The sequence below is a fragment of the Butyrivibrio sp. INlla18 genome (genome assembly GCF_900103635.1).
GTDB lineage: Bacteria > Bacillota > Clostridia > Lachnospirales > Lachnospiraceae > Butyrivibrio.
This window is the reverse complement of the sequence record NZ_FMXK01000015.1, coordinates 1-14,220: the sequence shown is the minus strand read 5'-3', so window position 1 is coordinate 14,220 and position 14,220 is coordinate 1. Positions and strand designations below refer to the sequence as shown.

The 14,220-nt window shown below is 36.8% G+C and carries 13 protein-coding genes; 2 read left to right on the top strand and 11 right to left on the bottom strand.

The genetic code is table 11. The features are described from left to right. Positions 1 to 9: 9 nt before the first annotated feature. From BLS24_RS11285 to BLS24_RS11275, 3 genes are all read right to left on the bottom strand, one after another. Positions 10 to 2,262 (bottom strand): TraX family protein, encoded by a 2,253-nt coding sequence (locus tag BLS24_RS11285; protein WP_091759116.1) that lies wholly within the window; start codon positions 2,260 to 2,262, stop codon positions 10 to 12. Next, positions 2,259 to 2,954: a 5'-methylthioadenosine/adenosylhomocysteine nucleosidase gene (locus BLS24_RS11280; RefSeq protein WP_091759114.1), complete on the bottom strand. Its 696-nt coding sequence runs from the start codon at positions 2,952 to 2,954 to the stop codon at positions 2,259 to 2,261. The genes BLS24_RS11285 and BLS24_RS11280 overlap by 4 nt, the downstream gene beginning before the upstream one ends. A gap of 121 nt (positions 2,955 to 3,075) precedes the next feature. Then, positions 3,076 to 3,618: an NADH peroxidase gene (locus BLS24_RS11275; protein ID WP_091759112.1), complete on the bottom strand. Its 543-nt coding sequence runs from the start codon at positions 3,616 to 3,618 to the stop codon at positions 3,076 to 3,078. 181 nt (positions 3,619 to 3,799) lie between these two features. On the opposite strand from BLS24_RS11275, the gene BLS24_RS11270 reads away from it, so the two are divergent. Together BLS24_RS11270 and BLS24_RS11265 are read left to right on the top strand one after the other, a co-directional pair. Continuing rightward, on the top strand, positions 3,800 to 4,666 hold the full coding sequence (locus BLS24_RS11270) for a MurR/RpiR family transcriptional regulator (protein WP_176764425.1): 867 nt from the start codon (positions 3,800 to 3,802) through the stop codon (positions 4,664 to 4,666). A gap of 8 nt (positions 4,667 to 4,674) precedes the next feature. Further along, positions 4,675 to 5,154, top strand: a complete 480-nt coding sequence (locus BLS24_RS11265; protein ID WP_071174886.1) for an S-ribosylhomocysteine lyase — start codon at positions 4,675 to 4,677, stop codon at positions 5,152 to 5,154. A gap of 63 nt (positions 5,155 to 5,217) precedes the next feature. Here BLS24_RS11265 and BLS24_RS11260 read toward each other — a convergent pair whose 3' ends face one another. The 8 genes from BLS24_RS11260 to BLS24_RS15490 all read right to left on the bottom strand — a co-directional run bounded on the left by BLS24_RS11260 (position 5,218) and on the right by BLS24_RS15490 (position 14,032). Further along, positions 5,218 to 6,300: an undecaprenyldiphospho-muramoylpentapeptide beta-N-acetylglucosaminyltransferase gene (locus BLS24_RS11260; RefSeq protein WP_091759108.1), complete on the bottom strand. Its 1,083-nt coding sequence runs from the start codon at positions 6,298 to 6,300 to the stop codon at positions 5,218 to 5,220. A gap of 24 nt (positions 6,301 to 6,324) precedes the next feature. Beyond that, on the bottom strand, positions 6,325 to 6,573 hold the full coding sequence (locus tag BLS24_RS11255) for a TIGR03905 family TSCPD domain-containing protein (protein ID WP_071174884.1): 249 nt from the start codon (positions 6,571 to 6,573) through the stop codon (positions 6,325 to 6,327). Between the two features lie 65 nt (positions 6,574 to 6,638). Next, the gene (locus BLS24_RS11250) at positions 6,639 to 7,733 is read right to left on the bottom strand and encodes an SGNH/GDSL hydrolase family protein (protein WP_242872283.1); all 1,095 of its coding nucleotides are present in this window, start codon (positions 7,731 to 7,733) and stop codon (positions 6,639 to 6,641) included. 9 nt (positions 7,734 to 7,742) lie between these two features. Then, entirely contained in the window at positions 7,743 to 9,254 is a 1,512-nt protein-coding gene (locus BLS24_RS11245; protein WP_091759106.1) for an MBOAT family O-acyltransferase, read from the bottom strand. A gap of 123 nt (positions 9,255 to 9,377) precedes the next feature. Then, complete coding sequence (locus BLS24_RS11240) at positions 9,378 to 10,583, bottom strand: MFS transporter (RefSeq protein ID WP_091759104.1); 1,206 nt, start codon at positions 10,581 to 10,583, stop codon at positions 9,378 to 9,380. 28 nt (positions 10,584 to 10,611) lie between these two features. After that, entirely contained in the window at positions 10,612 to 12,519 is a 1,908-nt protein-coding gene (locus BLS24_RS11235; protein WP_091759102.1) for an ATP-binding cassette domain-containing protein, read from the bottom strand. Positions 12,520 to 12,533: 14 nt separating this feature from the next. Beyond that, on the bottom strand, positions 12,534 to 13,820 hold the full coding sequence (locus BLS24_RS11230; RefSeq protein WP_091759100.1) for a radical SAM/SPASM domain-containing protein: 1,287 nt from the start codon (positions 13,818 to 13,820) through the stop codon (positions 12,534 to 12,536). A gap of 86 nt (positions 13,821 to 13,906) precedes the next feature. Further along, positions 13,907 to 14,032 (bottom strand): hypothetical protein, encoded by a 126-nt coding sequence (locus BLS24_RS15490; RefSeq protein WP_278289830.1) that lies wholly within the window; start codon positions 14,030 to 14,032, stop codon positions 13,907 to 13,909. Positions 14,033 to 14,220 lie beyond the last annotated feature (188 nt).

Sequence of the window (14,220 nt, the reverse complement as noted above, 5' to 3'; positions counted from 1 at the left end):
TTTATATGATCAAATATCCTTAAATTCATAAGTCTTTTTACCATGCTCTTTTGCCATATACAGCGCTTTGTCTGCGCTTGTATAGAGCTCTTCATAGGTTATATCCTTATCCTTGTAGCTTTCATCTGTTAACTGCACGATTCCAAGGGATATGGATGTTACGCCTTCGCAGCCTATCTTAGCAAGTTCCTCATCATAAGAGCTGATCTGTTTCTTGGCAAAATCCTGAAGCCATTTTTTGTCTGCATTGCCTTCTATGAACATGCAGAACTCATCGCCGCCTATACGGCCAGAATATATGCTGTATTTCATAGTGCTCTTTTCTGCAGCCAACATAACTGAAGCAAGAGCAACAAGGGCTGCATCTCCTGTCTTGTGACCATATTTATCATTTACGTTCTTGAAATTATCAAGATCAAGCATGATAAATGCACCATGTTTCTTTTCAGAAAGGATTCGTTTAATGTTTTCTTCAAACCATCCTCTGTTGTAAACTCCTGTAAGTGAATCCTTGCTGGCAGTTTCTTCTACCTTATTCAGATAGTTGTAATGCTCAGTAAGATCAAGCACCCATAAGATCTGACCTGTGACATGGGACTGCTCAATAAGTGGTTCGATACGTGTTTCATAGGTATGACCACCTATCTCGATAGACTTTTTCTTTTCCACGAATATGTCTTTTAACCCAGGAACAGAGTAGGCATCATCATACTTGTAGAACTCTCCAAATATGGTGTTCACCCACTTGTTGTGGTAAAGGATCCTGTGAGAAGTATCTACTACGACAACTCCCTCTTTTCCCTTATTAAGAGCATTACCAAAATCAAGACTAATTGAGTCGAGATAACTGTACTTGCCAAGAGATATTGATACAAATATAGCAGCAAATGGAATTCCAAGAACCGGAATCTCATAGCCATTTGTAAGATTTAACACCTTTATCAGATATGGGAGCCACATAACGATCATGGCGTACAAAAGAAATCTAAGTCTCTTTTTGTGAAGACTATTGGCATGCCTTGCGCTCTTAACACCTATTATTACGCACATAAGACAAACTGCAAAACTATATACCACAAAGATCTTGAATGCAATTCCATATCCTACAACCTGCATTCTAGGAAAGCTCCCTGCATCGTAATTGATCGTGATAGCCTTGTACATAAGGCCGTTATCTTCATATGTAAACAGGCTATACATTACAAAGAAAGAGGCTACCGCTTCTACGGAATAGATAAGTCCCGAGATTCGGGTATGGCACAGCTCCTGCATACTGTATGTCAGAGCGATAAAGAGCATACATTCAGCAAAAAACTGCAATTTGGTAGCTGTATAAACACCAGCTACTTCGCTTGTAGTGATCTCCTGCAAAAATCCGAAGATGTACATGATCGCAAAGATCATAAAGCAGGTAACCGCATTTTGCGCCCTAGATGGATTAAGGCTTATTACATATCCCAGCATGATAATAGCAATTACAAGGGCTATTACATGAGCCGTGATATAGATCATCTGATAATTTGGATCATTCACCAGATATTTTATTGCTGACAAAACAAGGAAATGTGCGGGATAAAATGTGTAAAAGAAATATCTATTGAAGGTATTTTTTACTTCACCAAGCTTTCCATTATAAAAATATAGTGGAATAAGGCCAAAAACAAAACCCAATAAATAAAGTCTTTCCGGCACATTCCAGTCGTACTTTGAAAAATGATATTTCTGATTTAGAAGTATCATCACCACAAGGGATGCTTCCATTATCAAGGTAAATATAATGAACCATTTAGCCTTAGTCTTGAAATCTTTACCGTAGTAGAACACGAGCACATAGATGATAGGCATTAGTACCCATCCGCCAATTGCCAGAGATATACCCATTAAACCAGCGATAAGTACTGCCTTAGTACCCTTTGGAAGTACCTTGTTATCTGCAATAGAAAGAGCTAAAAGAGCAAGCAAAAGGTCAAAGATTATGTTTTGCCTAAAGTCATACTCTTCATGAAAAAAAATATAAAAAGGAAAGATTGAAACAACAGCAAAAGATGCCATCCTGTTAATATAACTCTTTAAGTCACTTGTATGACGATAGCCCTCTGCAACGAAAAAGCACATGATCGGAATAGTTAACCTTCCAAAAATGTGCATAATCTGACCAAGCGGCGACATGAAATCAACAAATCCCCACGCTGTGTGGTCAACGACCATTGCTATGATGGCTAAGATCTTTAGATCTCTTCTACTAAGTCCTTTGGTATTCATAAGCTCTTTAACAGTTCAAGTGTTGCTGCTGCGCAATCCTTAGCTGCTTTTGCCTCAAAAACAGGATAATCAACGATATCACTTCCATCAGCCTTGTCAGAGATAGCTCTGATGATAAGGAATGGAATATTGTTAAGGTAGGCTGCCTGTGCAATTGCTGCGCCTTCCATTTCTGTGCACTTTCCGTTAAATTCTGCCTTGATGGCATCCTTTACTTCATTGCTACTAATGAACTGATCTCCGCTACATACTCTTCCTTCGAAGATTCCAAGATCAGGCGCTGCCTTCTTGATAGCTTCTTTTGCCTTGTTACGAAGAGTCTCATCGGCTGTAAAAGCTGCTACTCCAAGCTGAGGAATTTCTCCCTTTTTATATCCGAAAATTGTAGCATCAACATCGTGATAGCAAACATCTGTAGAAAGGACAATGTCTCCAATATTGATCTGAGCATCAAGAGAACCTGCTGCTCCCGTGTTGATAACGTGAGTCACGCCAAATACATCTACAAGGATCTGAACGCAGATACCAGCATTAACCTTACAGATACCACTGCGAACTACAACTACGTCAACTCCGCCAAGTGTTCCCTCAAAAAACTCCATAGAAGCCTTCTTGATGGTATTTGTGATCTCCATCTTCTCTTTTAGAGTCTCGACCTCTACTTCCATCGCTCCAATTATTCCAATCTTCATATATTTAAATCTCCTATAAAATAAAATTCCTCTAATACTATAATATAATATCGTCCTATTTTCTAATATAAAATTAATATAAAAAAGGCGGCAATATGCCGCCTTTCTAGTGATAAAAATATCAGCCAAAATATCTCTTTAAGAGACCTTCAAATGCCTTGCCATGTCTAGCCTCGTCACGACCAATCTCATGAACTGCGTCATGAATAGCATCAAGATTAAGCTCTTTTGCCTTCTTGGCAAGATCAGCTCTACCCTGTGTTGCGCCGTACTCAGCATCAGCACGAAGCTCAAGATTCTTCTTGGTTGAGTTTGTAAGTACTTCACCAAGCATCTCTGCGAAATGAGCTGCATGCTCAGCCTCTTCCCAAGCAGCCTTCTCATAGAAAGCACCAATCTCAGGATAGCCCTCTCTGATTGCTACTCTGGACATTGCAAGATACATTCCAACTTCTGAACACTCGCCGTTGAACATCTCACGAAGACCATTCTTTATCTCTTCAGGAGCTTCACTAGCTACACCAAGAACATGCTCACATGCCCATACCTTCTCGCCTTCCTGCTTCTGGAACTTAGAAGCTGGAGCCTTACATACTGGACAAGCCTCTGGTGGCTGATCTCCCTCATGTACATATCCACAAACCTGACATACCCATTTCATAATTCCACATCTCCTTTCAAGTGAAAAAAATATTCATGCCTACCTACTAATAAACATAGCACATCCGAATGGGATAAACAGTACCTTTATAAAAGTTTTAGAATTAATTTTTCAAAAGAAATGAAAATTAATTTCTATCCGGTACATAAAGTAAGTTATACTTATATATATGGAGGTTTTGTCTATGAATATTGTTAGCGAAAGAATCAAAAGCTGTTACAATACACTTCCAGCATCTGAGCGCCTTGTAGCAGATTATGTCTTAGAGAACACGGACGATCTTTTCCAGTACCCAATCAAAGAACTTGCGGCTAAATCAGGCACTACTCAGGCAGCTTGGACAAGATTTGCCCAGGCCATTGGTTATGATGGGTTAAAAGACCTTAAGAGCGCCTATTATACAGAAGCAAACAATTCCTTAAGGCAGAACGACAGTAGCCCCAAGGTTGCCTTCAAGGATGTAAACGAATATACATCACTTCAGTCAATTGCTGATAACATCTGTGCTACCAGCGTTCAGGCAATTCAAACCACTTATAGATTGTTTGATGCCGGAACCTTCAAGGATGTTGTCACCAAGATCGTATCTGCCAAGCAGATTCAGATCTTCGGAATCGGAGCTGCAGGCATTGCAGCATATGATCTTTATTGTAAATTGCTAAGAATTCATTATAATGTTATATTTAATCAGGACTATCACATGAATCTCATGAGCTTGTCTCAGATCAAGCCTTATGACGTAGCTATCTTCTTCTGTGATAATCCAAAGGATAGGGAAGTAATGCAGCTTTATAACCTTGCTAAGAGCAAAGGCGCAACTACAGTTGCGATCACCAAGCTGGGTAATAACCCACTTACTACAAGCTGCGATTATATCTTGTTTGCCACATCTCCAGAGATAGACAAAAAGAGCGGCGTAACAAGTTCAAGATTTGCTCACCTTTTCCTTGTAGACACATTATATACAGCAATCGCTAACCGCGATTACGAAAGTATCAGAGAATACTTGAAGGATTCCTACGAAGTATTCAACGAAGCACAAAAGGACTAAGGATAAAAATGGAAAAAATTGCTAGCTTTACAGTTAATCACCTGGATCTCGAGCCAGGTATCTACGTATCAAGAAAAGATAAGGTTGGACAGGAGACTATCACAACTTTCGACCTTAGAATGACAGCTCCAAACAAAGAGCCTGTTATGAACACAGCAGAAGTTCACACAATGGAGCACCTTGGAGCAACATTTTTAAGAAATGATGCAGAGTACAAGGACAAGACAATCTACTTTGGACCAATGGGATGCAGAACTGGATTTTATGTAGTTCTTGCTGGAGACCTTGATTCAAAGACAATCGTTCCACTTATCACTAGAATGTTCGAGTTCATGCGTGACTTTGAGGGAGAGGTTCCTGGAGCAAGCGCAAGAGACTGCGGCAACTACCTTGATATGAACCTTGGAATGGCTAAATTCCTTGCAAAGAGATACTTAGACAACACTCTTTACAACATCACAGATAAACACCTTGTTTATCCAGAATAATTTATAAACTAAAAGATCTGCCCTTAGATATCTAAAGGCAGATCTTATTTTTTATATCAATAATTATTTCTGAATCTCTTCTTCAATAAGCTTAACTATTGTATTAGTTGCACTGTGAAGATTACTCTTACTCATGTTATCAATGAATATCTCGCGTCTCTCGAAGAGATCTTCGATAGTCTCTACTAAGATATCCTCATCAAGATCATCATTGTCGATAACAAGTGAAAATCCCTGCTGCTCAAAGGATCTGGCATTGAGCATCTGATCTCCTCTACTTGACTTAGTAGAAAGAGGAATCAGGATATTTGGCTTTTTAAGTGCAAGGAGCTCACAGATTGAGTTAGCTCCTGCTCTTGAAACTACGATATCTGCCATAGCAAAGATGTCCTTGAGCTCAGTCTTAACGTACTCAAACTGCTTGTAGCCTGGTACTGTGAGCTTTAAGTTATCCATCTTCTCTTTGCCACAGATGTGAACAATGTTGAAATTTGGAAGGAGTCTTGGAAGCGCATATCTAACAGTCTCATTAACTGACTGTGCACCAAGGCTTCCGCCAATTACCATGAGAACTGGCTTGTCATCTGTAAAGCCGCAGAGCTTCTTGCCTGCCTCAGCTGAACCCATTCCAAGCTCTTCTCTAATAGGTGTACCTGTGAGAATAGCTTTCTCTGCTGGTAAAAGACGCATTGTCTCTGGGAAGTTACAGCAGATCTTCCTAGCACCGCTCATGCTAAGCTTGTTGGCAAGACCTGGTGTCATATCTGACTCATGTACGATATAAGGAATCTTAAGAGCTCCTGCAGCTCTAACAACAGGAACACTTACAAATCCGCCCTTAGAAAATACGATATCAGGCTTGATCTTCTTAAGAAGCTTCACTGCCTCAGTAAATCCCTTTAATACTCTAAATGGATCTGAGAAATTCTTTGGATCAAAATATCTACGAAGCTTACCAGTAGCAATTCCAAAATATGGAATGTTGTAATCCTCAATAAGCTTTTTCTCGATTCCTGTGTATGAACCGATGTAGTAGATCTCGTATCCAGCTTTCTTAAGTGCTGGAATAAGCGCTATATTAGGAGTTACGTGACCTGCACTTCCTCCACCTGTTAATACTATTTTCTTAGTAGCATTCTCGCTCACTTTTTTGTCCTTCTTCCAATATTATTACTGTGCCTGCTTCATAGCCTCTTCAATAGCGTATGAAAGCTGATCTGGGCAAGATGTATTCTTGGCACCGCACTTGATACCACGAAGCTTAGCAATAGCGTCCTCGCACTTCATACCTTCTACAAGTCTTGATACACCCTGAAGGTTACCATTACATCCATTTGTAAAGCTAACTGCCTTTATTATTCCACCCTCAACTTCTATATCAATCTGAGTTGAGCATGTACCCTTTGTTTTGTAAATCATAATAATCTCCTATTTACTCAAATATCTGAATTTTTAGCCACTTTATTATATCACACAATGCAAGTTTATCTTATCTCGTATGTTAACTTATCCTGCTCTTCATAAGGAATTATAAGCTCATTAACAACTGAATCCGAAAACTCTTTTACCCCATCAAGAATCTCTTCGTAGTTATCAAGAGTCATCTCGTACTCGCCAGCTATCATCTGATCTAGCATGAGCCTATTGATCTCGGGACTAAAATGAATTGCATCCATGTAGTTTTCAAGGTTTGTTGTAACATCTGGCTCGTTCTGGAAGCAGAAAATCCTTACGTTATCATACTGTAAAAGAGCCTTTGTCATCTCTTTTTCACAGTAGATATAGGCATCTCGCTGACCAGTTCTGTATACTCCGTCCCACCACAGCATAGAGTATGCTGGATAGAAGAACATAAACTGTGTCTCCGGATGGGCCTCAACCTCTTTGGTTAAAAGAGCTATGTTATCCGCAAGAACATCGTCATAAACGTGCTCATCCATCATATCCACTACATCGATCGGTCTGTAGTAAAGGCCAAGAGCCATTTCGCTACTAAAGCTCTTCCACTTAGCCCAGTTATAGGAAAGACCCTCGTTATAATCTCCAAGGTAGGAGTTTGCTATCTGATAAGGGATCTTCTCAAGCAAAACGTCCTTATTAAACAGGTATTGCACGTCATTTAGCGGGTTGTGGTCGTAGAGATACATAGGGCATCCCGTAGATTCATAGGTTGTGACTGCATCTGCGTTTAGCGCCGATGGATCAATATTGTAAAAGACGTACTTGATGTCATGATTCTTGTAGGCTTCGTCCATTAGATAACAGAGGTCCGCTGTAGCGCCGTAGGAGCGGATAGCCTTTATTGACTTAACTCCGTAGGCCTCGTCATACCAAGCGTTGTCATTGTTTTCCATAACAGAAGAACCAACAAGGAGCGTATCGTAATCAAAGTGCCTAAGGGTTCCAATGCACTGATATTCCTTGTCATTGAGGATTGCCTTAAGGCCAAGACAAGGCCCATGATAGTGATAAAATGGGTCAAAGACAAAGACCACGCCGCCCACAAATACCACAAGGGCAAGGACTGTTATAAGCAGCCTTTTTATGAAGTTTTTTGATGTCATGTTTTCTTTTTTCATTCGTTATTCTCAGAACTGGAAGTAGATAAAGGTGCTGACATTGGATAAAGAAATGAAGGACCATACGAATAATACTGCAAGTCCCAGCACTGTCTTTTTGTTAAACTCAGCTTTTTTAACTATTTCCTGCGTGTTTTTCCTAGTCATTACAAAGGCTGAAATAGCTATATAAATGATGATGGTAATTAGGTAAATTTGGTTATCAAACTGCATTCCAAGCTGTGAAAAGAGCTGTCTAAATACGTAGTTTTCTGCAATCTCGAGGTTTGCCGCTGTTCTATAGAGGAACCCTGGATAGGTCCAGAAAAAGAGCCTTCTAAACATGCCCATTGCATAGGCAAGGTCCTGAGATCTAAAGAATACAAGGGATACCACAAACATAAAGAATGTAAGCGCATTTCCAAGGGCTCTTGGAATGGTGATAAGTGGCTTTTCTCTTAGAAGGTATTTCTTTTTCTTGCCATCATCATCGCTTCTAACTGCTACGATTCCGATATCATCCCATACTACTAAAAGTCCCTGCATAAGGCCCCAGCAAATATAGGTCCAGCCTGCGCCGTGCCAAAGTCCGCTAAGTACAAAGACAATGAGAACGTTGATCACTGTTCTAAGCTTCCCTTTTCTGCTGCCTCCAAGAGGAATGTAAACGTACTTTATAAAGAAACGGGAAAGAGTCATGTGCCATCTCTGCCACAGCTCTTTTGCTGAAGAAGCCTTGTATGGTGAGTTAAAGTTCACAGGAAGCTCGTAGCCAAGCATCATACTGACGCCGTTTGCCATGTCGCAGTAACCTGAGAAATCAAGGTAGATCTGGAATGTATAGGCAAGCATCACCACGATAACAGTTAATGTATCGAGATAGTAAGTGTACTTGAAGCCATAGTTAACTGCTCCCGCTAAAGTATCAGCAAGGATCACCTTCTTGGAAAGACCGATTATAAAGGACATGAGACCCTTGGCAAACCTGTCTGAATCATATTTGCGAAGAGAAGCGTCATTAAACTGATCGATCATTTCCTTGTGAAATGCGATAGGTCCCTGAATGAGCTTAGGGAAATACACTGTGTACATAACGTATTTAAGGAATGGATAGTGAGGAGCCTCGCCATTTGCCCTGTCTACAATAAAAGAGATCTGACCAAAGGTAAAAAAGCTGATTCCTATGGGCATCAGTATCTCTTTTGCTGTAAGAGCTGCACCAGTTAAGGCGTTTACGTTATCAATGAAAAATCCAAGATACTTAAAATAGAAAAGTAGCGCTAGGTTAAAGAGAACGCCAACTATCTTGATAAGCTTTGGCTGATGCCAATGTTCAAGTAACATACTAAGACTATAGTTCACGGCAATGCTTACCAGCAAGATCACAAGGAACATGGCGCCAAAAGAGTAATAGAAATACAGTGACATCAATATTAGAAATATGTCTGCCACTGTATGTTTTTCAAATCTATTTAGTGCATACCAGCCAAGAAGTAATATTGGCAGGAACACCAGTATAAATGTAAATGAATTAAATCCCATTCATGCTCTCCATTTGTTTGTATCATGAAGAGTATATCATAAATACTTTTGGGTTAAAATCTTTTGAACAGTTCTATCTACGAAGTCTGCTGACTGCTCTAAAGACTCCTCCAACTTGTTATCTCATAACTGACTATTCCCAACTATTTCTTCCTGATTCGACTTTAGAATAAATGTCCCCAAACTGATCAGTGCTAAAAAACATACTATTGCCAAAGTCATTCCAACACCTATCTTCTCTGTAAGAACAGGTGTTAATACTATACCAATTATAGCACTCAGCACCATGATAATTCTGTTAAATGCCATAACAAAACCAAACACAGATCTATCTACATCTTTTTGGAATATTACATTTTTCATAATCGCTGTTATGGTCTCAAAAAATCCTATCATTGCGCATGCCAGCAAACTCACAAATATATTAGGTGCAAAGCCCCAAATTGCAAAGCTTAATATAAGAGCCATACTAAACACTGTATATTTCAGACTATCACTAGCATTATTTTTCTTTACAAGCTTAACAACTAATGGCGCAAGAATACTTCCAATCGTCATTGCATAAGACAGATAAACTAATCCTATATCTCCAACACTCAATTTGTCATTAACTACGAATACTTTATTGATCTCAAATACTCTTCCCAATATTCCACAAAAAGAAGTTGTAATGATAATGCTCTTTATTACTGGCATTTTTTTAATCTCACATATTCCCTTTTTAGCGTAGCTAAATAAAGTAAACTCTCTTACTTTTCTTTCTACTTCTTGGAAATTTATCTGGGCAATGATTATCGCCGCTATTATAAACGTAATTGCATCAAGCAGATATAGTATTTCTCTTCCAGCATTCAAATATATAAAGCCACCAACGCCAGGACCAATGAGCATTACTATGGTTCCTAATACAGAAAAGATGCTATTCGCTTGTTCCAATTCCTCTCTATTAACAACTATCTGCATGATTCCATACTGCGCCATGTTGTCTACGTCACTAATACCCTGCAGTAAAAAGATTACTACATACGCTGCAATTATCGTCTTTCCTTCCATAAAAAAGAAAGCTAACATAAGAACTGCACTTATTAGATATACTAGGATGCTTACATTTTTTCTGTTGTATTTATCTACTATATATCCTGCGATTGCCTGGCATGGAATTCTGATAATAGCTCTGATAAGCCACATAAGAGCTATTCCAAATATGGAACCAGTAATGTGATAAATAGATAAGGTGATAGCTAAAGAATATAAGCTATCACCAATTGAGGATATTGTTGTTGCTTCTGCTAAAAGTCTATAATTCTTGTTCTTCAGCAAGTTTTTCATAGTGTTCTTTGCCTGTATCTCTCTCTATTCATACCGCTGTTTTTTTATATTCTTCCCATAAATCACGAAATAGTTCACATGACGCTAACAAATGATCATGACTACCTTTATCAACTATTTTTCCTTCCTTAAGAACACATATTTCATCGGTACATTTAGATACCATATCAATTTTGTGAGAAATAATAACCCCCTTTAGGTTCCTACTATATTTATTCAACACATCTATACAAAGACTTTCTGACAATGCATCAAGACTAGTAAATGGTTCATCCATTATAAAAATAGTACCTTGTTCTGGTAGTAAAAAGCGCGCCAATGTAATTCTATTTTTTTCTCCACCAGATATTTCATTTCCTCTTTGTCCAAGTTTTCTTCCATTTAACTTATATATATTTAACTCTGATAATAAATTTTCATATTTTTCCACTATGTAAAACTTTTTGGCAGTATGCAATTTTGCTAAATATTCGATTGTTTTTTCATCAACATTCAAATCTTTTAAAAAAGAATAATCCGTGAAATAACATTTGTTAGTCATAAATAACTCTTCGATTAAAGCAATATCCTCATCAGATAAACGAGTATTCCCTTTTAATCTAATAAACAATTGTTTTATTTCTTTATAGGCTTGTTCTTCCTTTTTTGTGTAATCCTTCTTTAATACTGGCTCTTTTCCCAGTGTAATATTGTACTCAAGATTTTCGTTATATAGTTCTGGATTTTGCGGATAATATCTTATTGATGAATAAATCAAATTTTTAGAAATCTCTGAAATATCCCTTTTTCCTAAAAAGCATTTTCCCTCTGTTGGAACTAATTCTCCTAATAAGGTCTTTATAATAGTTGTTTTTCCCTCTCCTGAAAGTCCTACTATAGCTAGCTTTTTATCTATAGAAAGCGATATATCATCTAACTGCATAACTTTTCCATCATGCGAATAGCTACAATGATCCAATACTAATTCTTCTTCTTCAGGAATACTATTATAATAAGTCGTTTTTATACAAGGGGCGATTTTCTTTATAAGCATTTCAAATTTTTCTTTATTTGAAATATAATCATTTATCATACTTAACGGCGTAAAAATAATGGAAAAATACGAAAATAAAGCCGTGAATGTTGCAAAATCCAATCGTCCTACCTTGATTAATTGAAGTGAGCACACAAAATAAATTGCAATAGCTATAGTTTTGCTACTGGTAATAACTGCCTGTGAAAACGAATTATATATACTTGCTTTACAAAAATAGTAATCTCTTTTATTAAATGAACTATATATTTTTTCTTTAATACCTTCAAAGTTTGAATATCCTAATATACTTTCTCTATTTTCAATGCACTCCAGCACTACAGGATTACATTCATATACTTTTTCTCTTCCGAGCTTGAAGTTCTTTGCAAATAACTTATTCACTCCTATCTGCAAAAAAATAGCAATAATATATGTACTAATTACTATCGTTGCAAATACTATTGTCCATCTCATAGTAATAATAATTATTACAATCATTGATACCAATTTAATAATCAGTTCAAAAATATTATTATGAACAATAGTCGCTAATTGCTCTGAATCGCCAAAAATGCTTACTAGTAGTGCTCCTGAACCTTTTGCTTCACATATTGAATTTCTTATTTTTAATGAGTTTTCAAACATTTCCTCTTGTAAAGCTCTTTGTATTTGCAATTCTATAAGATGCATAATGACAGATTCCATCAACATCAGTAGCACACCAATGAAACAAACAGTTGCATACATAAATGTGTCAGTTATACCCGTTTTTTGCATCTCTATATTTCTTATCAATCGCCGTTGAATCAATGGTATTACCATCGTGATGATGTTAAACAATAATGTACTAAAAAAAGCAAATACAAATAAAACTTTTGTTTTACGAGAAATTCTTTTCCATATAAAGCTATAAAATTTCATAGCCCCGTCTCCTTTTAAAGCAGAATTTTTAACAAGCTCTCTTCATCAAGTGCTCCACATATTTCTATTGCGATTTCTGTAAGCTTTTTTGAATACTCACAAAAGGCGGATCTTTTTTCATAATTACTGCTTTTTTGTACATGGAGATATTTTTCATAAAAGCATCCCCTAAAACAGCTATTCTTATTCCAACATCCATTACATTTATAATATTCGTATTGAGGATTGCGTTCGGAAACAGTTTTTTCTATTTTAAAATCCTTCTCATATGCTATATTTCCAATTTTAAATGATTCTTCTCCGCTAAACCTATGACACGGAAAAACATCTCCATTTATATCTATTGCAAATGTTGTTTTTCCACCTCCGCAATTCGTTGAAATTCCTGTTGAATCAACAAATAATTCTCTCATTCGACGTCTTAGCGTCCCAAAAGGAAAATCACTATTTATCTTTATATATTCCAAAACATATTTTTTTAAATCATCCATTTCTTTAATAAGCATTTCTTGTTCATTGTCTTTAATATTTATAGTATCTGGGATTATATTTATTTCTTTAGCCTTAAAACTAAGCAAATCATCATAACACTTTCTTAGTGGATAATCGTAAGTAGCATATGTCCCTCGTATGACAAATTCTACTTTTAAACGTTTTAACTCAGATATATATTTTGTCGCCTCCACATACGAATCTTGACCATTTCTCAAAGGACGTTGAATATTTTGTATATGTTTTCCCCCGTCTATACTTAAGGTTACTTTAAATCTTTTTTGTGAAAAAAAACATATTTTTTCTTTATCTAATAGCGTTGCATTCGTTGTTATATGATATTCTACTTTTCTATTTGAATATTTTTCTTCTATATACTCACATGCATATAAAATAATATTATAAGCTAAAAGCGGTTCACCACCAAAAAAAGTTATGATAGCAGCATCCTCCTTGGGAACTTGCTTCATAAAAAAATCTATTGCATCCCTTACAATTTCTTTTTTCATTATTCCTTGCTTTTTTCCATAATCTCCTTTATTAGCAAAGCAATATGTACATGCAGCATTACAGCAATTTGATACACACAAATACAATTCATATTTTTTCTTTCGGAGCTGATTGCCGGTAGCTAAGTCTTCTACTGCTTCACTTGCGGCAAGTTCTTTATATTTAGATACTATTTCTGCTTCTTTTTCCTTATCTTGTAATAATTTCTTATATTCATCATCTGAAATTATATATGCCTGTTTATAATCTCCAAGATATAACACAGTATCTGTTGTTCCTTTAAAACAATGATGCATCATTTTTTCCTCTTCTTTACACTTTTACTAACAAAAATAAGCCACCTGTTTTGTCATACTACTCAAAACAGGCGGCTTATAGTTCTGCCTTATTCTGGCCATCCATCATCTGCACCGCAACCTTCATAATAGCAAATATTAATCATGCGAACTTTGTTTAGTTTTGCTTTTATGCTATTTGAAAGCAAGGTCTTTTTCTCTTTCTTAGCTTCCATTTTTGCCACCTCCTTATTTTTCTGATTATATGTTTATTTTATTTATTTTTTTATAAGTGAACAGAGCGTTATGTGAAAATAATATTTTCACATAACGCTCTGTTCTCCTGTAATTGATTATTATAAAATTTAAAATCATCTTTGTTTGGAGGTATTCTATGAAACGCTTTAATTCTTTTTTCTTATGC

Excerpts from the sequence above, each read along its gene's own strand:
- BLS24_RS11285 (WP_091759116.1), bottom strand. The coding sequence starts at position 2,262 with ATGAATACCAAAGGACTTAGTAGAAGAGATCTAAAGATCTTAGCCATC.
- BLS24_RS11280 (WP_091759114.1), bottom strand. The coding sequence starts at position 2,954 with ATGAAGATTGGAATAATTGGAGCGATGGAAGTAGAGGTCGAGACTCTA.
- BLS24_RS11270 (WP_176764425.1), top strand. The coding sequence starts at position 3,800 with ATGAATATTGTTAGCGAAAGAATCAAAAGCTGTTACAATACACTTCCA.
- BLS24_RS11265 (WP_071174886.1), top strand. The coding sequence starts at position 4,675 with ATGGAAAAAATTGCTAGCTTTACAGTTAATCACCTGGATCTCGAGCCA.
- BLS24_RS11255 (WP_071174884.1), bottom strand. The coding sequence starts at position 6,573 with ATGATTTACAAAACAAAGGGTACATGCTCAACTCAGATTGATATAGAA.
- BLS24_RS11250 (WP_242872283.1), bottom strand. The coding sequence starts at position 7,733 with ATGAAAAAAGAAAACATGACATCAAAAAACTTCATAAAAAGGCTGCTT.
- BLS24_RS11245 (WP_091759106.1), bottom strand. The coding sequence starts at position 9,254 with ATGGGATTTAATTCATTTACATTTATACTGGTGTTCCTGCCAATATTA.
- BLS24_RS11240 (WP_091759104.1), bottom strand. The coding sequence starts at position 10,583 with ATGAAAAACTTGCTGAAGAACAAGAATTATAGACTTTTAGCAGAAGCA.
- BLS24_RS11235 (WP_091759102.1), bottom strand. The coding sequence starts at position 12,519 with ATGAAATTTTATAGCTTTATATGGAAAAGAATTTCTCGTAAAACAAAA.
- BLS24_RS11230 (WP_091759100.1), bottom strand. The coding sequence starts at position 13,820 with ATGATGCATCATTGTTTTAAAGGAACAACAGATACTGTGTTATATCTT.
- BLS24_RS15490 (WP_278289830.1), bottom strand. The coding sequence starts at position 14,032 with ATGGAAGCTAAGAAAGAGAAAAAGACCTTGCTTTCAAATAGCATAAAA.